Here is a 19,237-nt window from a genome sequence, read left to right on the forward strand (position 1 = left end):
TCGTCCGGACTGAGGACCGCCGGGGGCATGCGGGTATTCTACCTACGTCCGTAGTGCAAATCCCCCGGCCATACGGAGACGCCGATGCCGACCGAGGCCCAAGTCGTCGAGGCCCTGCGGCCGGTCGAGGATCCCGAGATCCACCGCTCGATCGTCGATCTCGGCATGGTCCGAGGCGTTGCGTTCTCGGGTGATCGGGTGCAGGTCACGGTCGCGCTCACGGTCGCCGGCTGTCCGCTCCGGAACGAGATCACCAGCCGGGTGAGCAACGCGGTCGTCGCGCTCGACGGCGTCGCCGCGGTCGATCTCGATTTCACGGTCATGACCGACGAGGAGCGCCAGGCCCTCGCCCAGCGGCTGAGGTCGGAAGGTCCGACCGCGGGCGCCGGCGACGGCGGTCAGCCCGGTCGCGTCAACCCGTTCACCGACTCCCGCACCCGAATCATTGCGGTCGCGTCGGGCAAGGGCGGCGTCGGCAAGTCGTCGGTCACCACGAACCTCGCGGTCGCGCTCGCGCAGGCCGGCCACAAGGTCGCCGCGGTCGACGCCGACGTGTGGGGATTCTCGATGCCGCGCATGCTCGGCATCGACCGGCCGCCGGTCGTGATCGACGACCTCATCGTGCCGCCCGAGGCCAACGGCGTCACGCTCATCTCGATGGGCTTCTTCGCCCGCGAGGACCAGCCTGTCGTGTGGCGGGGGCCGATGCTCCACAAGGCGCTCGAGCAGTTCCTCACCGACGTGCACTGGGGCGAGCCCGACTTCCTCATCGTCGACATGCCGCCCGGCACCGGCGACATCGCGCTCTCGATGGCACAGTTCCTGCCCCGCGCGGAAGTGCTCATCGTCACGACACCGCAGCCCGCCGCGCAACGCGTCGCGCAGCGCGCCGCGTACATGGCGAAGCGCGTGAACCTGCAAGTGATCGGCGTCATCGAGAACATGTCGTGGTTCCGCGGCGACGACGGCAAGGAGTACCGGCTCTTCGGCGAGGGCGGCGGTCACGAGCTCGCCGAGGATCTCGGAGTGCCGCTCATCGGTCAGGTGCCGCTCGTGCCCGAGCTGCGCGAGGGCGGCGACTCCGGTCGGCCGATCGTCGTGGCCGATCCCGACGACGAAGCCGCGCAGGTGTTCCGATCGATCGCTCACGCGCTCACGCACGAGCTCGCGCCGCACCGCGTGTATCGCACTGAGCTCAAGATCGTCTGAGCCGCATCGGTTCGGCCCGGGGCAAGGGCACCGCGACCCATCCGGTAGGGTCGGCGCATGGACGTCAAGATCGGCGTGGTCTACACGCCCAAAGAGCTGATCCTCGAGCTCCCCGGCGCAGCCGAAGACGTGCGCGCGACGATCGACGGCGCCGTCTCGGCGAAGCAGCCGATCGTCTGGCTGACCGACTCGAAGGGCCGTCGCGTCGGCGTGCCGACCGACAAGATCGCGTACGTGGAGATCGGCTCGGACGACTCGACGCCGAAGATCGGCTTCGGTCGCTGACGGATCGCCGTGGGTCCGGCGCCTGACCTGCTCGACTGCCGGCTGCTCTTCTTCACGGGGAAGGGCGGGGTCGGGAAGAGCACGATGGCGGCCGCGACCGCCATGCTCGCGGCCGACCGCGGTCGGCGGGTCCTGCTCGTCGACGTCGACGGGAAGGGCGATCTCGCGACGCTCTTCGAGCACGCGCCGGTCGGCTTCTCGCCGGTACAGGTGCATCCGGGCGTGCTCGCGATGTCGATGGACACCGAGGCGTCGCTCCAGGAGTACCTGCGGCTCAACCTGAAGGTGCCGGTGCTCGGTCGCCTCGGCCCCCTCGCGCGCGTGCTCGACTTCGTCGCAACCGCGGCGCCGGGCGTGAAGGAGATCCTGACCATCGGCAAGATCTGCTGGGAGACGCGCGAGTCGATCGAGGGTCGCGCCGACTTCGACATGGTCGTCGTCGACGCGTCGGCGAGCGGTCACATCGTCGCTCAACTCGGCGCGCCCACCGCGATCCAAGAGCTCGTCGACGTCGGTCCCGTGCGATCGCAGACCGACTGGCTCGTCGAGATCCTCTCCGACCCCGCGCTCACTGCGGTGAACGTCGTGACGACGCCTGAGGAGATGCCGGTCGCGGAGACGATCGAGCTCGTCGGGCGGCTGCGCACCGAGGTGACCGTTCCGCTCGGCACGGTCATCGTGAACCGCGTGCTGCCCGAGCTGTTCACGGTCGCCGACGAGGAGACGTTCGCGGCACTGCGCGAGCCCGCGGTGTCCGGCGCGCTCGCGGGCGTCGCAGGTTCGGGCACCACGGAGGTGCTCGACGGCGCGCGCCTCGCGGTGTCGCTGCGGCGGACCGGCGCGACGCACCTCGCGGAGCTCGACGAGGCGGTCGACCTGCCGCTCCTCTACGTGCCGTACCTGTTCGCGCGCGTGCACGGCCGGCGCGTGCTGCGCATGGTCGCCGACGCTCTCGGCGAGGAGCTCGGTCTGTGAGCCCGACCGCAAACGCGTCGAGCGCGGCGAGCGCGTCGAGCGCGTCGTCGGGCAACGGCCTCGAACAGCTGCTCGCAGCGAAGGAGATCGTCGTCTTCTGCGGCTCGGGCGGCGTGGGCAAGACGTCGGTCGCGGCCGCGTGCGCGCTCGGCGCGGTGTGCCGGCTCGGCGGCAAGGTGCTCGTGCTCACGATCGATCCCGCGCGCCGGCTCGCGACCGCGTTGGGTCTCGACGGCGTCGGCAACCTCGCGCGCCGTGTTCCGGCCGACGTCTTGAAGGCCGCCGGGGTCGAGGCGCGCGGCGAGCTGTGGGCCGCGATGCTCGACACCAAGCAGAGCTGGGACGAGCTCGTGCTGCGCCACGCGCCCGACGACGAGACCGCGTACCGCATCCTCGACAACCGCCTGTACCACAACATCACCGCGCGCTTCGTGCAGAGCCACGACTACATCGCGATGGAACGGCTCTACGAGCTGCACCAGAGCGGCGAGTACGACCTCATCGTCATCGACACCCCGCCGACGCGCAACGCGGCCGACTTCCTCGAAGCGCCGAAGCGGATGGCCGACTTCTTCGGTGGTCGGTTGCTGCGCTGGCTCACGTTGCCGTATCGCGTCGGTGGCAAGCGCGGCAGCCGCGTCATCAACGTCGCGAGCCGGCCGTTCTATCAAGTCGCCGACCGCATCCTCGGCAGCAAGTTCCTCGAGGACATCGCCGAGTTCTTCCTCAACTTCCAGTCGATGTACGCGGGGTTCAGTGAGCGTGCGCGGGCGGTCGAGAAGCTGCTGCACGATCGGCGCACGACGTTCGCAGTCGTGACGACGCTCGAAGCGGCACCGCTGCACGAAGCCGAGCACTTCCGAGACCTGCTCGACGCGGGCAAGTTCCACCTCGGCGCGCTCGTGCTGAATCGCACGCTTCCCGATTCGCTGCTCTCCTCCGAGGGCGCGCGCACGGCCGCCCGCTTCACCGACGACGCGCCCGCGGTCGCGGCCGACCTCGCACGCGCGATCGGCGACGAGCATCCGGTCGTCGCCGACGAGGCGCGTACGGCGCGCGTCCTGCGTACGGTCGGCAGCTCGTTCCAGAACTTCTCGCTCGTCGCAAAGCGCGAAGCGGAGCTGCGCGTCGAGCTCACGGGTCGGCCGGAGGTCGTCGCACGCGTGCCGTCGTTCGACGACGAGATCACCGACCTTTCCGGGCTCGCGCGCATCGGTCGCGCACTGTTCGGAGACGACGCGTGACCCTGCTGCCGATCGCGCTGAGCCGAACCGAGCTGAACGCCAAGCAGCTCGACCACGTGCTGCGGCTCGCGGGCACATGGCGGCCGCTCGCCGACCTCTCGTTCTCGGATCTGTTGCTGCTCGCGCCGATCGCGGAGGAAGCCGGGCACCGTTTCGTCGTGCTCGCGCAGGTACGGCCGACGACCGGTCAGACGATCTACCCGACCGACATGGTCGGCACGATCGTCGACGAGGTCGAGCGCCCGTTGCTCATGCGCTCGCTGCGCACCGGCGAGATCGTCGAGAACGACACGCCCGCGATCGGCACGAAAGAGCGTGTGCGCGTGCAATGCATCCCGGTGCGCTGCGACGAGGAGATCGTCGCGCTCGTCACGCGCGATCTCTCGATGACGTCGTCGCGGCGACCGGGCGAGCTCGAGCGCACGTACCAGGAGACCTTCGAGCGTTTCGCCCGCATGATCTCGCAGGGTTCGTTCCCGTTCGCGCGCGAGGAGATCGAGCTCGAGACGTCGCCGCGCGTCGGTGACGGCGTGATCATCATCGACGACGAGACGCGCGTGAAGTTCGCGAGTCCGAACGCGGTCAGCTCGATGCACCGGATGGGCATCCACGCGTACGCGAACGGTCAGCTGCTGCGCGAGGTCGGCTTCGACGACGCCGCGCCGCACGCGGCGTTGAACGCGAGCCTGCCCGTGACCGAGGAGCTCGAACGCGGCGACGTGTCGGTGCTGCTGCGCGTGCTGCCGATGCTCGAATCGGGTCGTCCGATCGGCGCCATCATGATGATCCGCGACGTCACCGACCTGCGCCGGCGTGATCGCATGCTCCTCTCGAAGGATGCGACGATCCGCGAGATCCACCACCGCGTGAAGAACAACCTCCAGACGATCGCATCGCTGCTGCGGCTCCAGGCGCGCCGGTTGGGATCACCGGAGGCGCGCGGCGCGCTCGCGGAGTCGGAGCGCCGCATCCGTTCGATCGCGATCGTGCACGAGACGCTGTCGCGCGATGCCGGCGACGTCGTGCACGTCGGCGAGATCCTCCGGCCGCTCGTACGCGTCGTCGAGGAGAGCGTCGCGTCGCCCGACCGCACGATCCACTTCAACGTCGAGGGTGACGCGGGCGACCTGCCCGGCGAGGTCGCGACGCCGCTCGCCGTCGTGCTCAACGAGCTGATGCAGAACGCGGTCGACCACGCGTTTCCCGACCGGCACGAAGGTCAGGTCACCGTGCGGCTCGCCCGCTCGGAGGACCACGTGCTCGTCGACGTCGTCGACGACGGCGTCGGCTTGCCGCCCGGCTTCTCGCTCGACGGCTCACGCGGCCTCGGCCTGTCGATCGTGCACGCGCTCGTGACCGGTGAGCTCGACGGCGCGATCGAGATGCGCGACGGCGACGGCACGACCGTGCACGTCCAGGTGCCGATCGCGATGCCGCGCGTCGAACTCTGAGACTCGCTTTCTGGTCGGGCTCGCAAGCTTCACCCGTCCCTGACGCCTCAGGCTCCGAGTCGGGCGGGACGCCCAGCGACCCGGCCGTTCCCGCGGGCTGAAGCACGTGGTTTAGTCGAGGCGCCCGACGTCAAGAATCTCTTCGTGCGGGGGACACATGGGCGACGGCCCGTTGCGGCCTACTTCGGTCATCACAAGTGCGGCAGCCGCTGGATCGCCGAGGTCGTCGAGCAGGTCTGCGACGAGTCGGGGCTCTCGAACTGGAGCACCGCGGACGCCGGACCCTTTGCCGACGGCACGGTCGCGACCTGGGCCGAACGGGAGCGCATCGACGTCGTGTCGTTCACGAACGCGCACCCGCACTTCCTCCCGGCGGTGGGGCAGCTGCGCGGCTTTCACGTCGTGCGCGACCCACGCGACATCTGCGTCTCCGCGTACTACTCGCACCGGCACTCGCACTCGACCGAGGTGTGGCCGCAACTCGCGCCGGTACGGACACGGCTCGGTGAGATCGGCGTCGACGAAGGTCTCGCGTTCGAGCTCGAGTTCCTCGCGCCCGTCTTCGAGTCGATGGAAGCGTGGGACTACACGCGCCCCGACGTCCTCGAGCTGCGATTCGAGGATCTCGTCGCCGACGACGTCGGGGGTCTCACGCGCGCCATCGAGTTCATCGGCCTCGGTCCGGGCGGCGGACGCGCGCTCGACGGCCCGTCAGCCCTGCACGTCGTCGCGCAGAAGGTGCGGCGCCGGCTCGGCCTGGCTGCGTCGACCCGCCGCCTGAAGCGCGAGCGCCTCGCTTCGATCATCGGCGCGCACTCGTTCGCGGCGAAGGCCGGTGGGCGTCGGCGCGGTGACGTCGACGAGCAGAGCCACTACCGCTCGGGCACGCCCGGCGACTGGCGCACCCATTTCACCGCCGAGCACGTCACGCAGTTCAAGACCGCGTACCCGACGCTCCTCGCCCGCCTCGGCTACGCCGAGGACTGGTAGCGAGCTCGCGGTTCAGCCGACTCGTCTCTGGTCGGCGAGCCAGCTCTTGCGGAGCTTGCGGCGCTCCTCCTCGGTCGTCGCACCCCAGACGCCCGCTTCCTGGTTCGTCGCGAGCGCGAACTCGAGGCAGCGCTCGGTCACTGGGCAGGACTGGCAGACGTCTTTCGCCGCGTCGATCTGGTCGAGGGCGAGGCCGGTCGTGCCGATCGGGAAGAAGAGATCGGGGTTCGAGTCGCGACACGAAGCGTCGACCCGCCAGTCGTCTTCGTCCCAGTCGTGCGTCCGGATCCAGGTCAGTGCCACGGTGTTCCCCCCTCGCGGTCGCACAGCCCGCCGGCTTGTGCGCCTTCTCACGTATGCGGGGCGGGCGACTGCCCCGCAGTTACCCACAGGCTATGAGGGTCCTTGACATTCCCGCAAGGCCTCTGACCTGCTGGTTTGCGCTCGGGGGTGGAACCGGTTCCCGGTTCGCGGGCCGGTCGTCCCCACGGTGTGCGTAGCCTGACCCCCGTGATCCGTCGCCCGCTCGTGCTCGGCCACCGCGGGGCTTCACGGCAGGCAGCGGAGAACACGGTCGACGCGTTCACACGGGCGCGCGAGCTGGGCGCCGATGGTGTCGAGCTCGACGTGAGACGCACGCGCGACGGCGTGCTGGTCGTCAGCCACGATCCGATGGTCGCGGGTGCGGGCGTGCTCGTCGAGCACTCGTTCGCCGAGCTGCGGGCGACTGCGCCGTCGGTCCCGACGCTCGCCGAGGCGTTCGACGCGCTCGAAGGGCTCGTGGTGAACGTGGAGATCAAGGGTTTCCCAACGGAACCCGACGCCGATCCCGAGCGCATCGTCGCGCGCGGCGTCGTCGAGCTGGTCGACGCGCGTGACCTGCGCGAGCGCGTGATCGTGTCGTCGTTCGAGCTCGACTGCGTCGACGCCGTGCACGGGCTCGATCCTCGCATCACGACCGCGTGGCTCACGATGAGCTTGCCGACGGCGACGTCGCTGCCCATCGCGGTCGAGCGCGGTCACACGTGGGTGCATCCCGACCGCGAGACGATGCGCGGCGCCGCGGCCGAGGCCACGATGCGCGCAGCCGTGTCGCTCGGCCGTCGCATCGACGTGTGGACGGTGGACGATCCCGACGAGATGCGCGCGCTCGCGGCCGCCGGTGTCGACGCGATCATCACGAACGTGCCCGACGTCGCGCTTGCGGTGTTGGGCTAGGGAAGGACGAGCTCGAGCACGTCGGGCGCGTAGCCGAGCTCGAGCCGGGTCGCGATCGCGACGTAGTCGCCGTCGACCTGCCAGGGGAACGGACGGGTCGCGGTGATCTCGAGCTGCGTGAGCCCCGAGCGGTGCACGACGCCCGGCCGGCGCGCGAGGTAGTGGCCGCCGAGCATCGCCGAGCCCGCACCAGCGAGCAGCGTCACGGGGTCCATCGCCTGGAAGGCGTTCACCGAGAGCGGTGTGTCGAGGCCGGCTTCCGGTGCGACCACGAGTCCGCGCCGACCGAGATAGGTGTACGGGCTCGTCTTCGAGACGATCGCGAAGCCCGCGTCGGTGACGGTCTCGCCGGTGGGGAGGCGCACGTCGAAGCGCTGCCGCCGGCGGTCGTAGTGACGGAACCAGGTGTCGAGCGCGGCGGCGACGTAGAGCGGGTGTGCGAAGTAGCGCTTGAGCGGGCGCCGCCGCTCGACCCGTTTGATGACCGCGGCGTCGAAGCCGATGCCGCAGTGGAAGAGGAAGTGCCGGTCGTTGGCGACGCCGAGCCCGATGCGCAGCCGCGAGCCGCGCCGCAGCGACCCGAGCAGGCGCTCGGCCGCGACCGTCGGCGTGAGCGAGACGCCGAGCGTGCGCGCGTACACGTTCGTCGAGCCACCGGGCAGCGGCGCGAGCGCGGCGTCGGTTCCCGCGAGACCGTTCGCGGCCTCGTTGAGCGTGCCGTCGCCCGCGAGCACCGCGACGATGTCGAAGCCGCGATCGGCGGCCTCGCGCGCGAGCGTGGTCGCGTGCTGCGGTCGCTGCGTCGGCAGCAGCTCCACCGTGTGCTCACGCGCGAGCACCGCGCGCACCGCGTCGCGATCGGTCGCGGTGACCTTGGACGCGGTGGCGTTCACGAGAAGGGCAACCCGCACGGGCGGGCAGAGTATCGGGCTCGCTTCGCGAGACCGTGCGTTCGTAGCATCCGGCTCGATGTCGGCGGCCGGTGATCTCGACGCACTGGCGCGTGAGATCAGCGAGTGCCGCGCGTGCCCGCGACTCGTCGAGTGGCGCGAAGCCGTCGCGGCCGAGCCGCGTGCGTCGTTCCGGGGCGAGCGCTACTGGGGTCGACCCGTGCCGGGATTCGGCGACCCGCGCTCGCGAGTGCTGATCGCGGGCCTGGCACCGGCCGCGCACGGGGGCAACCGCACGGGCCGCGTGTTCACGGGCGATCGCTCGGGCGACTTCCTGTTCGCGTCGCTGCATCGCATCGGGTTCGCGAACCAGCCGACGTCGACCGCGCTCGACGACGGCCTGCGATTGCGCGACGCGTTCGTCGCCGCCGCGGTGCGCTGCGCGCCACCCGCGAACAAGCCGACGCCCGCGGAGCGCGACCAGTGCCGTCCGTATCTCGTGCGCGAGCTCCAGCTGCTCACGCACCTGCGCGTGATCGTCGCGCTCGGTTCGTTCGCGTACGAAGCGCTGTGGACCGCGTTGCGCGCGGCGGGGTACGCGCTGCCGTCGCCGCGGCCGAAGTTCGGCCACGCGCGCGAGGTCGATCTCGACGGGCTGGTCGTGATCGGCTGCTACCACCCGAGCCAGCAGAACACCTTCACTGGCAGGCTGACACCCGAGATGCTCGACGCGGTGTTCGCGCGCGCGCGAGCGCTTGCCGTTACTTGACGACCGCGACGATCTCGACGATCGCGTACACGATCGAGATCGAGCCGAGCACCAAGCCGGTGATCCGTCGCAGCGAGCGGTCGGCCGCCTGGATCGCGAAGCGCGCGCCGATGCGCGCGCCGGGAATGACGCCGATGCAGAGCGGCACCGCGAAGGTCCAGTCGATGTGGTGCTTCAGCGTGTGCGTGATCGTGCCCGGGATCGCGAAGAGCCCGACGCACGCGAGCGACGTCGCGATCGTCTCCTTCAAACCCATGCGCAGCCAGCCCTGGAACGCCGGGACCATGAGGATTCCGCCGCCGACGCCGAGCAGACCGGAGAGCATTCCCGCGCCGGTTCCGATGAGCGCGTACTTCCACCATGTCGCCCACGTTCCGAGCACGTCGGCTTGGGGCTCGACCGCCGGCGCGCCGACCGGCGCGGGCTTCGGCGCCGGGACCTTCGACATTCGGTACGCGGTCAGCCCGACGAGCGCCGCGGTCGCGATCATCTGGAGGTGACCCTTGCCCGGGATCGCGCCCGTCGCGAGTGAGCCGACGACGGCCGCGGGCACGCCGAAGCTCGAGATCCACGCGACCGCGCGCCACGTCACGAATCCTTCGCGTTGGTAGCGCCACGTTCCGATGAGCGCGGACGGAAACGTCGACGGCAGTGTCGAGCCGACTCCTTGCAGAGGCGTCGCACCCAACGCGCGGATGCCGGGTGTCGACACGACCGCGCCGCCGAGGCCGAACATCGCAGAGAGCATTCCGGTCACGACGCCGAGGATCAGCGTCAGCACGACTTGCAACCATGCGCTCACGGATTTCGAGACTACAAGGGGGGTACGCTGCCCTCGTGGCCGGTGATCTCGATCTCCGCGGTGTGTGGATTCCGCTGATCACACCCTTCGCCGCCGACGGTTCCGTCGACATCGACGCGATCGAGCGCCTCTGCACCGAGTACCTCGACGCGGGCGTCACCGGCATCGTCGCGCTCGGCACGACCGGTGAGCCGACGGCACTCGACGCCGCGGAGAAGCAAGCCGTCGTCGACACGTGCGCGCGCGTCTGCTCGCAGCGCGGCGCGCCGCTCATCATCGGCACCGGAACGAACAGCACCGCGGCGACGATCGGTGCGACGCAGGCGATCGCAGGCACTCCGGCGCTCGCCGCCGCGTTGGTCGTCGTGCCGTATTACGTGCGGCCGTCGGAGGCCGGGATCGTCGAGCACTTCAAGGCGGTCGCGGCCGCGAGCTCCGTACCGATCGTCGTCTACAACATCCCGTACCGCACCGGTCGCGCGCTCGGCAGCGCGGCGTTGCTCGAGCTCGCCGCGACGGACAACGTCGTCGGCCTCAAGCAGTCGGTCGGCGCGCTCGACGTCGACACGCTCACGGTGATCCGTGACGCGCCGCGCGGTTTCCATGTGCTCAGCGGCGAAGACTCGATCCTGTACCCGATGGTGTTGATGGGCGCGTACGGCGGGATCAGCGCGCCCGCGCACGTGTGTACCGCGCGCTTCGTCGAGATGGTCGAGTGCGCGCTCGCGGGCAAGCTCGACGACGGGCGCGCGCACGCGGAGGCGCTCCTTCCGGTCGTGCAGGCCGGGTTCGTCGAGCCGAATCCCGCGGTGTGGAAGGGCGTGCTCCACGCGCAGGGGAAGATCGCGTCGCCCGCGCTGCGGCTGCCGATGACCGCGGCGGCGCCGGCCACGATCGACGCGTGCCTCGCCGCGATCGCGGCTTCATCCGCTGAGTCTTCTGGTCGCGCTCGCTGACGCTCGCGCGCTCCTGACGCGGGATGGGAGCGGTCGGGCGGCCCGCGAAGCCAGCCGCCCGTTCTGGCCCCCGACCGGAGCCCACTCGTACCGCGTCGTTAGGCTCGGTCGCATGACGCGCCGCCAGAGCAACCTGCTCATCGCCGCCGCGGTCTGGACGATCTACGTGTGGATCAGCTTCGTCGTGATCCAGACCCGACAGAACACATCCGTCGGCTTCAAGGTCGTGCACGGGGTGCTCGCGCTGATCTCGATCTGCTTCGGCATCGCGATCGGCGTCATGGGCTGGCGGGCCCGGCGATCGGCGGCCGGTGCACCCGCGGTCGACGCCCCGTCGGCGCCGGCGGAGGCGGTCGGCTCCCGCCGGGTGTGACACCCGACTCATTTCGATACGAGTCGGTTGCGTTTCGGAAATCTCCTCGGTAACGTCCAATAACGAAACGACAGTGTCTCGTTATGGGATGACGGAGGGGACCGATGACGGACGTGACGGTCGACCGGGAGAGTGCGGCCTACCAGCGCCGCTGGCTGATCCTCGGCGTGCTGTGTCTCAGCCTGCTCGTGATCGTGGTCGACAACTCGATCCTCAACGTCGCGCTGCCGACCCTCGTGCGCGACCTGCACGCGAGCAACAGCCAGCTCCAGTGGATGGTCGACTCGTACACGCTCGTGTTCGCGGGTCTGCTGCTGACCGCGGGCAGCCTCGGTGACCGCTTCGGGCGCCGCGGCGGACTGCAGGTCGGCCTGTCGATCTTCGGGCTCGGCTCGCTCGCGTCCGCGTTCGCGTCGACACCGACCCAGCTGATCTCCACCCGCGCGCTCATGGGCGTCGGCGGCGCGTTCATCATGCCGGCGACGCTGTCGATCATCACGAACCTCTTCCCCGACGACGAGCGCGGCAAGGCGATCGGGTTGTGGGCATCGGTCGCGGGTGTCGCGGCCGCGCTCGGACCGATCAGCGGCGGCTTCCTGCTCGAGCACTTCTACTGGGGCTCGATCTTCACGGTGAACCTGCCGATCGTCGCGTTCGCGCTCGTGTGCAGCGCGTTCCTCATCCCGACCTCGAAGGACCCCTCGCACCCGCGTCAGGATCCCGTCGGCGCGGTGCTGTCGATCGTCGGTTTGTGCTCACTGCTCTACGCGATCATCGACGGCCCGGTGTCCGGGTGGACCGCGCCGCGCATCGTCGGTGCGTTCGTCGTGGCCGCGGTCGTCCTCGGCGCCTTCGCCTGGTGGGAGTCGTACGTCGACCACCCGATGCTCGACACGAACTTCTTCAAGAACCCGCGCTTCACCGCGGCCAGCTCGGGCATCACGCTGGTGTTCTTCGCGATGTTCGGCGCCACGTTCCTGCTCACCGAGTACCTGCAGTTCACACTCAACTTCTCACCCCTGAACGCGGGTCTTGCGCTGCTGCCGTGGGCGGCTGTGATGATGGTGACGTCGGCGAGCAGCGCCCGCATCGTCGATCGCTACGGCACGAAGGTCACGGTCGCGACGGGGCTCGCGACCGTCGGTGTGGCGCTCGTGCTCATGATGAGCCTGCCGGTGAACGGTCACTACGTCACCGACGTGATGTGGCGGATGATGCTGATGGCCGCGGGCATGGGCCTTGTGATGGCCCCCGCGACCGAGTCGATCATGGGCTCGCTGCCGCTCGGCAAGGCCGGGGTCGGCTCCGCGGTGAACGACACGACCCGACAGGTCGGTGGCGCGCTCGGTGTCGCGATCATCGGCAGTGTGATGTCGTCCGTGTACCAGGACCGCGTCGCGGGCCGTATCGCAGGGCAGGGGCTCCCGCACGCCGCGGCCGCGCAGATCCGCAGCTCGCTCGGTGGCGCGCTCGAGGTCGCGCAGCGCGCGGGCGGACACACGGGTGTGCTCGTCGCCGCGCAGGCGAAGGCCGCGTTCGTCGACGGGCTGCACCTCGCGGTGCTGGTCGGTGCGGTCGCCGCGTTCCTCGGCGCGTTCATCGCGGCGAAGTGGCTGCCGGCGCGCGCGGTGGCGCGTGTCGCCGACGTCGAGGCTGCCGGTCCGACGACCGACGAGGTCGCGGCGGTCATCGGCGCGCCGGCGCTGGTGGAACCGTGAGCCCGGGGCGGCCTCGGAGCGCCGCGTGCGACGAGGCGATCCTGCGCGCCGCGCTCGACGAGTACGCGGAACGCGGTTACGAGGCGCTCTCGGTCGACGCGGTCGCGGCCCGCGCGGGTGTGAGCAAGGCCACGATCTATCGGCGCCACGACAGCAAGACCGATCTCGTGCTCGCGGCGGCGGCCGCGCTGGTGGAGGAGAGCTGGCAACCGCCGGCGAGCGACGACCTCCGCACGATTCTGCGCGGGGTGCTCGACAAGCTGCATGCGCTCTTCGGAAGCGAGCACGGACGCGCGGCGCGCATGCTCGTGGCCGATGCGCAGTCGCATCCTGAGCTCGCCGACGAGTTTCACCGACTCGTCGCCGAGCGACGCGCGTTCACGCGCGACCGGATCCGCGCCGCGGCCGCGAGTGGTGAGATCGCCGCGAACGTCGACGTCGACCTCGTGGCCGACCTGCTCGCCGCGCCCGTCTTCTACCGCCTGTTCGTGAGCGGAGATCCCGTCGACGACGCCTTCCTCGACGCCGTCGTCGACAACGTGTTGCGGGCCGCCGGCGCGTGAGCGAGTCGCTCCCGCTCTCGGCGCGGCGCACCTTGCGACATCCGATATCCCTCGAGGGCACTCAACGTCGCAAAGTGCGGCCGCTTGCGTGCTCGTGCCCGGCTCGCGGCCGGACGCGCGGCAGCGTCTAGAACGTCGCGGGCGACTCGAGCGGTGCGAAGGCGGCTTCGAGGATGTGCTGTTGCTCGACGTCGTGAACCTTGGAGCTCCCGCTCGCGGGGCTCGCGCTCGCCTTGCGGGCGACCCAGCTGATGCGGATGCCGTCGCCGGCGAGCTCCTTGAGCAGCGGCAACGCGAAGATGCGCGCGCCCATGTTCTCGGGCTCTTCCTGGACCCATACGATCTCGCGCAGCGAGCCGTAGCGGGCCACGATCTCGGCGAAGTCGCGGTCGGCGACGGGATACAGCTGCTCGACCCGCACCACCGCGGCGGTCGCGCCGAGCTCGTCGCGCTTCGCGATCAGCTCGTGCCCGATCTTGCCGGTACACGCGACGATGCGCGTGACCGAAGCGGCGTCGGCGCCGCCGTCGTCGACGAGGGTCTCGTGGAACGAGCCGTCGGTGAGCTCGGCGACCGGCGAACGCGTCGCGGGCATCCGCAGGTAGCGCTTCGGCGTCAGCACGACGAGCGGCCGGCGCCGCGGCGCGAGCACCTGGCGCCGCAGCACGTGGAAGTACTGCGCGGCGGTCGTCGGATACACGACGCGCAGGTTGTCCTCGGCGCACAGGGTGAGGAACCGTTCGAGGCGCGCGCTCGAGTGCTCGGGGCCCTGGCCCTCGAACCCGTGGGGGAGGAGCAGTACGAGCCCGCTCTGCTGACCCCACTTGTCGTGGGCCGCGACGATGAACTGGTCGATGATCGTCTGGCCGCCGTTCGCGAAGTCACCGAACTGCGCTTCCCAGCACACGAGCGTGTCGGGTGCGGCAACGGAGTAGCCGTACTCGAACCCGAGCGCGGCGAACTCCGACAGCACCGAGTCGTAGATCATGTACGGCGCTTCGGGACCCTCGCCGTCGGCGGACGCGATGTGCGCGAGCGGCGTGTATTCGTGCTCGTCGTTGAAGTCGACGAGCACCGCGTGACGCTGGCTGAACGTGCCGCGCCGCGTGTCCTGACCCGCGACGCGCACCGGCGTTCCCGACTCGAGCAACGTGCCGAAGGCGAGCGCTTCGCCGAGCGCCCAGTCGACGTGGCCGTCGTCGAAGCCCTTCGTCTGCTGCGCGAACAGCCGTGCGAGCTTGGGGTGCGGTGTGAACGACTCGGGGAACGTCGACAGCGCGGCGACGATCGGTCGCAGGCGCTCGAGCGCCACCGCGGTCGCGACCGCAGGCTCGGGCGTTGCGGGGCGGGGTGACCCGGTGTCGAACACCGGTGCCGACGGCGGCTTCGAGTCGTGCGTGCTCTCGAACGCGGCTTCGAGGCGCGCGCGGTAGTCCTCGAGCGTCCGCTCGCACTCGGGCAGCGTGAGGTCGCCGCGGTTCACGAGCGTCTCGGTGTAGATCTTGCGCACCGACCGGCGGTTCTCGATGAGCTCGTACATCCGCGGCTGCGTGAACGCGGGTTCGTCGCCCTCGTTGTGGCCGTAGCGGCGGTAGCAGACGAGATCGACGACGACGTCCTTGGCGAACGCCTGCCGGAACGCGTACGCGAGCTCGATCACGCGGCACGCGGCTTCGGGGTCGTCGCCGTTGACGTGGAAGATCGGTGCCTGCACCGCCTTGGCGATGTCGGTCGCGTAGACGGTCGAACGCGCGAAGTCGGGCGCGGTGGTGAAGCCGAGCTGGTTGTTGACGACGATGTGCACCGTGCCGCCGACGTCGTAGCCGGGGAGCTCGGAGAGGTTGAGCGTCTCCGCGACGACGCCCTGGCCCGCGAACGCGGCGTCGCCGTGGATGAGCACCGGCAATACGAGCCGGCGGTCCTGGTCGCCGAGCCGGTCCTGCTTCGCGCGCACGATCCCCTCGACGACGGGGTCGACGGCTTCGAGGTGGCTCGGGTTCGCCGCGAGGGTGACCGCGATCGAACCACCGTCGCGCCCCTCGTACTTGCCGGTCGCGCCGAGGTGGTACTTCACGTCGCCGCTGCCGCCGGGCACGTTCGGGTCGAGCTCGCCCTCGAACTCGCGGAAGACCTGCGCGTACGCCTTGCCGACGATGTTCGTGAGGACGTTCAGCCGACCGCGGTGCGACATGCCGATCACGGCCTCCTGCATCCCGTCGTCGACGGCGGAGTCGAGCAGGAAGTCGAGCATCGGGATGAGCGTCTCGGAGCCTTCGAGGCTGAAGCGCTTCTGCCCGAGGTACTTCGTGTGCAGGAAGCGCTCGAACGCCTCCGCCGCGTTCAGCGCGGTGAGGATCGCCTCGCGCTCGTCGCGCGTGATGTCGTTCTGCACGCCTTCGACGTGATCCTGGATCCAGTTCTTCTGGTCGACCTCCTGGATGTGCATGTACTCGACGCCGACGGTGCGCGCGTACGCGTCGCGCAGGAGACCGAGGATGTCGCGCAGCGGCATCGTCCGTTTGCCCGCGAGGCCGCCGGTCGGGAACTCGCGGTCGAGGTCCCAGATCGTGAGACCCCAGTGCATCGGGTCGAGCTCCTCGTGCGTCTTCGGCTCCTTGCGGCCGAGCGGGTCGAGGTTCGAGATGAGGTGACCGCGCACGCGGTAGATGTTGATGAGCTGCTGGACCTTCAGTGCTTTCTCCGCCCAACCCTGCTCGTCGTCGAGCGGTGAGCGATCGCGACTCCAGCGCGCAGGCTCGTAAGGAATCGAGAAGCTCTGGAACATCGCGTCGTAGAAGCCGTGCTCGCCGAGCAGGTAGTCGTGCACCGCGGCGAGGAACTCGCCGCTCTCCGCGCCCTGGATCACGCGGTGGTCGTACGTGCTCGTGAGCGTGACGACCTTGCTCACGGCGACGCGCGCGATCGTGTGCGGGTCCGCGCCCTCGTACTCGGGTGGGTACGCGATCGAGCCGACGCCGACGATGAGGCCCTGCCCGGGCATGAGCCGCGGCACCGAGTGCTCGGTGCCGATGACGCCGGGGTTCGTGATCGAGACGGTCGTGCCCGCGAAGTCGTCGACGGTGATCTTGTTGTCGCGGACACGCCGGAGGACGTCTTCGTACGCCGTGTGGAACTGGAAGAAGTCGAGGGTGTCGGCGCCCTTGATGTTCGGCACGAGCAACGTGCGCGTGCCGTCGGACTTCGAGAGGTCGATCGCGATGCCGAGGTTGACGTGCTGGTGGCGCACGACCGACGGCTTGCCGTCGGTGACACCGAAGCCCGAGTTCATCGCGGGCACGTCGCGCAGCGCGCGCAGCACCGCGAACCCGATGATGTGCGTGAACGAGACCTTGCCGCCGCCGCTGCGCGCCAGCTGGTTGTTCAGGATCTGCCGGTTGATCTCGAGCAACTTGGCGGGCACCGTGCGCACCGACGTCGCGGTCGGCACGCCGAGACTCGCCTCCATGTTCGACACGATGCGCGCCGCGGCGCCGCGCAGGATCGCGGGCGTCTCGCCGTCGAGCACGACGGGCGCGCCCGCGGCGACTGGGGTGCTCGACGGACTCGGTGCCGACGTCGGTGTGGGCGCGGGCGGTGCGGCCGCCGTGGCCGGTGGAGGTGCGGGCGCGGCTGAAGGCGGCGCGGAACGAGTCGTCGCCGGCGCGGGCGCGGTCGGCGCGCTCGCCTCGCGTGGCACGTAGTCCGCGAAGAACTCGCGCCACGCCGCCGACACCGACTCCGGATGCTCGACGTACTCGCGGTACATGTCCTCGACGATCCCGGCGTTGCTGCCGAGGTCGGTGATCATGCGGCTCCGACCTCCGGCGCTCGATCCCGACGGTTTGAGGTCGTTCGAGCTGACCGCGCCTTCGGTCTCCGCCTGATCTGTCATCGCACGAGCTCCGCGACGCGGAACGCGAGGTCGAGCGCCTGGCGCGCGTTGAGGCGCGGATCGCAGATCGTCTCGTAGCGGCGCTCGAGCTGCGTGCCGAGGACCTCCTCCGCGCCTCCGAGGCACTCGGTCACGTCGTCGCCGGTGAGCTCGACGTGCACGCCGCCCGGCCACACGTTCGCGGCGCGGCACACGCCGAAGAACGACTCGAGCTCGGCCATCACGTCGTCGAAGTCGCGCGTCTTGAAGCCGCTCTCGTGCACGAACGTGTTGCCGTGCATCGGGTCACACGCCCACACGACCGGGTAGCCGGCCTGCTCGACGGCGCGCACGATGGGCGGCAACCTCGACTCGATGTTCGCGCGACCCATACGACTCACAATCGTCAGGCGACCGGGCTCTCGAAGGGGATCGAGGCGGCGGCAGAGCTCGATGGCCTCTTCCGGTGTCGTCTTCGGTCCGAGCTTGACCGCGACCGGGTTCTGCACGCCTTCGAGGAAGTGGACGTGCGCGCCGTTCGGCTGGCGCGTGCGCTCACCGAGCCAGACGAGGTGCGCGCTGCAGTCGTACCAGTCGCCCGTGATCGAGTCGCGCCGGGTGAGCGCCTCTTCGTATCCGAGCAGCAGCGCCTCGTGCGACGTGTAGAAGTCGACCTCGTGCAACTGCGCCTCGGATTCGATCTCGATGCCGCACGCGGCCATGAACCGAAGGGCGCGGTCGATCTCCGCGGCGAGCCGGTCGTAGCGCTGACCTTCCTTGCTCGTCGCCACGAACTCGAGGTTCCACTGGTGCACGCGCGACATGTCGGCGAAGCCGCCCTTCGTGAACGCGCGCAAGAGGTTCAGCGTCGACGCCGACTGGTGGTACGCCTGTACGAGCCGCCGGGGATCGGGCCGGCGCGCCGACGCCTCGAACACGAAGTCGTTCACCATGTCGCCACGGAACGACGGCAGCTCGAGCCCGTCGCGCTGCTCGGTCGGTTCCGAACGCGGCTTCGCGAACTGGCCGGCGATGCGTCCGACCTTCGTCGTCGGCACGCCCGTGCTGTAGGTGAGCGCGACCGACATCTGGAGGATGACCTTGAGCTTGTCGCGGATGTTGTCGGCCGAGAAGTCGGCGAACGACTCCGCGCAGTCGCCCGCGTGCAGGAGGAAGCCCTCGCCGGCCGACACGCGCGCCAGCGACTCGCGCAACGTGCGCGCCTCACCCGCGAACACGAGTGGCGGCTGGCGCCGCAGCTCGTCGAGCGCGGCCTCGAGCGCGGCGGGATCCGGCCAGTCGGGTTGCTGGAGCGCGGGCAGTGCCCGCCAGCTCGTGGGCTCCCAGTCGGAGACGGGTTCGAGCACGCTCATCCGCGCTGCGCGTTCCCGATCAGAGGTACGCGCCGGGCGTGCGTTCGCCGAGCGCGCGCCGCTGGCGCACCTCGTCGAGCTGGCTCTGCGCCTGCGCCTGCTGCGTGAACAGCGTCGCCTGGATGCCGTGGAACAAGCCTTCGAGCCAGCCGACGAGCTGGGCCTGCGCGATGCGCAGCTCCGACTCGCTCGGCGTCTCGCTCGTGAACGGCAGCGACACCTCTTCGAGCTCGGCCTTGAGGTCGTCGGAGAGGATCCCCTCGAGCTCGCGCACCGAACGCTCGTGGATCTCGCGCAGCAGGCGGCGGCCGGCGTCGTCGAGCGGCGCGCGCCGCGCCTCGTCGAGCAGCGCCCGCACCATCGCGGCGATACGGATCAGCTTGGTCGGGCGCGCGACCTGCTCGAGGCCGTCCTGGTCGTCGTCGGCGCCCGGCGCGTCGAGCACCTCGGGCACTTCGGCGCGGTGGCCGTCGGCGCTCGGTGGGAACGTGGCTTCGGTGTCCGACACCGGCAAACTCCTTGGCTGGTCCTGACCATCGTACGCGGGACC

General features: G+C 70.1%; 18 protein-coding genes. 12 read left to right on the forward strand and 6 right to left on the reverse strand.

Annotation, left to right across the window (positions count from 1 at the left end; genetic code table 11):
• Nucleotides 1–84: 84 nt before the first annotated feature.
• From VH914_02920 to VH914_02945, 6 genes are all read left to right on the forward strand, one after another.
• Nucleotides 85–1,209 carry an Mrp/NBP35 family ATP-binding protein gene (locus tag VH914_02920; GenBank protein ID HEX4490134.1) on the forward strand — a complete coding sequence of 375 codons (1,125 nt, stop codon included), beginning with the start codon at nt 85–87 and terminating at the stop codon, nt 1,207–1,209.
• A 57-nt stretch (nt 1,210–1,266) separates the two neighbouring features.
• Nucleotides 1,267–1,494: a DUF3107 domain-containing protein gene (locus VH914_02925; GenBank protein ID HEX4490135.1), complete on the forward strand. Its 228-nt coding sequence runs from the start codon at nt 1,267–1,269 to the stop codon at nt 1,492–1,494.
• A gap of 9 nt (nt 1,495–1,503) precedes the next feature.
• Nucleotides 1,504–2,469, forward strand: coding sequence for an ArsA family ATPase (locus VH914_02930; protein ID HEX4490136.1), 966 nt, complete (start codon nt 1,504–1,506; stop codon nt 2,467–2,469).
• Complete coding sequence (locus VH914_02935; protein HEX4490137.1) at nt 2,466–3,713, forward strand: ArsA-related P-loop ATPase; 1,248 nt, start codon at nt 2,466–2,468, stop codon at nt 3,711–3,713. Before VH914_02930 ends, VH914_02935 begins: the two co-directional genes overlap by 4 nt.
• Complete coding sequence (locus tag VH914_02940; GenBank protein HEX4490138.1) at nt 3,710–5,164, forward strand: sensor histidine kinase; 1,455 nt, start codon at nt 3,710–3,712, stop codon at nt 5,162–5,164. Before VH914_02935 ends, VH914_02940 begins: the two co-directional genes overlap by 4 nt.
• Before the next feature lie 144 nt (nt 5,165–5,308).
• A complete protein-coding gene (locus VH914_02945) occupies nt 5,309–6,154 on the forward strand; it encodes a sulfotransferase domain-containing protein (GenBank protein HEX4490139.1) in 846 nt (281 codons plus the stop codon).
• Nucleotides 6,155–6,166: 12 nt separating this feature from the next.
• On the opposite strand, the gene VH914_02950 is transcribed toward VH914_02945, so the two are convergent.
• A complete protein-coding gene (locus tag VH914_02950; protein HEX4490140.1) occupies nt 6,167–6,457 on the reverse strand; it encodes a WhiB family transcriptional regulator in 291 nt (96 codons plus the stop codon).
• 207 nt (nt 6,458–6,664) lie between these two features.
• Between VH914_02950 and VH914_02955 the strand changes: the two genes are divergently transcribed.
• On the forward strand, nt 6,665–7,372 hold the full coding sequence (locus VH914_02955) for a glycerophosphodiester phosphodiesterase (GenBank protein ID HEX4490141.1): 708 nt from the start codon (nt 6,665–6,667) through the stop codon (nt 7,370–7,372).
• Here the strand turns inward: VH914_02955 and VH914_02960 are convergent.
• Complete coding sequence (locus tag VH914_02960) at nt 7,369–8,283, reverse strand: diacylglycerol kinase family protein (GenBank protein HEX4490142.1); 915 nt, start codon at nt 8,281–8,283, stop codon at nt 7,369–7,371. The genes VH914_02955 and VH914_02960 overlap by 4 nt on opposite strands.
• Nucleotides 8,284–8,341: 58 nt before the next feature.
• Between VH914_02960 and VH914_02965 the strand changes: the two genes are divergently transcribed.
• Nucleotides 8,342–9,031: a uracil-DNA glycosylase gene (locus VH914_02965; GenBank protein ID HEX4490143.1), complete on the forward strand. Its 690-nt coding sequence runs from the start codon at nt 8,342–8,344 to the stop codon at nt 9,029–9,031.
• Here the strand turns inward: VH914_02965 and VH914_02970 are convergent.
• The gene (locus tag VH914_02970) at nt 9,024–9,833 is read right to left on the reverse strand and encodes a sulfite exporter TauE/SafE family protein (protein ID HEX4490144.1); all 810 of its coding nucleotides are present in this window, start codon (nt 9,831–9,833) and stop codon (nt 9,024–9,026) included. The two genes, VH914_02965 and VH914_02970, sit on opposite strands and share 8 nt — an antisense overlap.
• Nucleotides 9,834–9,868: 35 nt before the next feature.
• On the opposite strand from VH914_02970, the gene dapA reads away from it, so the two are divergent.
• The 4 genes from dapA to VH914_02990 all read left to right on the forward strand — a co-directional run bounded on the left by dapA (nt 9,869) and on the right by VH914_02990 (nt 13,443).
• A complete protein-coding gene (gene dapA, locus VH914_02975) occupies nt 9,869–10,789 on the forward strand; it encodes a 4-hydroxy-tetrahydrodipicolinate synthase (protein HEX4490145.1) in 921 nt (306 codons plus the stop codon).
• A gap of 112 nt (nt 10,790–10,901) precedes the next feature.
• On the forward strand, nt 10,902–11,162 hold the full coding sequence (locus VH914_02980; protein ID HEX4490146.1) for a hypothetical protein: 261 nt from the start codon (nt 10,902–10,904) through the stop codon (nt 11,160–11,162).
• Between the two features lie 104 nt (nt 11,163–11,266).
• Nucleotides 11,267–12,880 (forward strand): MFS transporter, encoded by a 1,614-nt coding sequence (locus VH914_02985; GenBank protein ID HEX4490147.1) that lies wholly within the window; start codon nt 11,267–11,269, stop codon nt 12,878–12,880.
• Nucleotides 12,877–13,443 carry a TetR/AcrR family transcriptional regulator gene (locus tag VH914_02990; protein ID HEX4490148.1) on the forward strand — a complete coding sequence of 189 codons (567 nt, stop codon included), beginning with the start codon at nt 12,877–12,879 and terminating at the stop codon, nt 13,441–13,443. The genes VH914_02985 and VH914_02990 overlap by 4 nt, the downstream gene beginning before the upstream one ends.
• Nucleotides 13,444–13,570: 127 nt before the next feature.
• On the opposite strand, the gene VH914_02995 is transcribed toward VH914_02990, so the two are convergent.
• From VH914_02995 to VH914_03005, 3 genes are all read right to left on the reverse strand, one after another.
• Nucleotides 13,571–17,251 carry a multifunctional oxoglutarate decarboxylase/oxoglutarate dehydrogenase thiamine pyrophosphate-binding subunit/dihydrolipoyllysine-residue succinyltransferase subunit gene (locus tag VH914_02995; GenBank protein ID HEX4490149.1) on the reverse strand — a complete coding sequence of 1,227 codons (3,681 nt, stop codon included), beginning with the start codon at nt 17,249–17,251 and terminating at the stop codon, nt 13,571–13,573.
• 80 nt (nt 17,252–17,331) lie between these two features.
• Nucleotides 17,332–18,687: a 3-deoxy-7-phosphoheptulonate synthase class II gene (locus VH914_03000; GenBank protein ID HEX4490150.1), complete on the reverse strand. Its 1,356-nt coding sequence runs from the start codon at nt 18,685–18,687 to the stop codon at nt 17,332–17,334.
• A 19-nt stretch (nt 18,688–18,706) separates the two neighbouring features.
• Nucleotides 18,707–19,132, reverse strand: coding sequence for a proteasome activator (locus VH914_03005; protein ID HEX4490151.1), 426 nt, complete (start codon nt 19,130–19,132; stop codon nt 18,707–18,709).
• Between the last annotated feature and the right edge of the window lie 105 nt (nt 19,133–19,237).

This window comes from Acidimicrobiia bacterium (genome assembly GCA_036271555.1).
GTDB lineage: Bacteria > Actinomycetota > Acidimicrobiia > IMCC26256 > PALSA-610 > DATBAK01.

What these genes read in the sequence shown, in the direction of transcription:
- VH914_02925 (HEX4490135.1), top strand. Translation starts at nt 1,267, where the DNA reads ATGGACGTCAAGATCGGCGTGGTCTACACGCCCAAAGAGCTGATCCTC.
- VH914_02995 (HEX4490149.1), bottom strand. Translation starts at nt 17,251, where the DNA reads ATGATCACCGACCTCGGCAGCAACGCCGGGATCGTCGAGGACATGTAC.
- VH914_02980 (HEX4490146.1), top strand. Translation starts at nt 10,902, where the DNA reads ATGACGCGCCGCCAGAGCAACCTGCTCATCGCCGCCGCGGTCTGGACG.
- VH914_03000 (HEX4490150.1), bottom strand. Translation starts at nt 18,687, where the DNA reads ATGAGCGTGCTCGAACCCGTCTCCGACTGGGAGCCCACGAGCTGGCGG.
- VH914_02985 (HEX4490147.1), top strand. Translation starts at nt 11,267, where the DNA reads ATGACGGACGTGACGGTCGACCGGGAGAGTGCGGCCTACCAGCGCCGC.
- VH914_02920 (HEX4490134.1), top strand. Translation starts at nt 85, where the DNA reads ATGCCGACCGAGGCCCAAGTCGTCGAGGCCCTGCGGCCGGTCGAGGAT.
- VH914_02965 (HEX4490143.1), top strand. Translation starts at nt 8,342, where the DNA reads ATGTCGGCGGCCGGTGATCTCGACGCACTGGCGCGTGAGATCAGCGAG.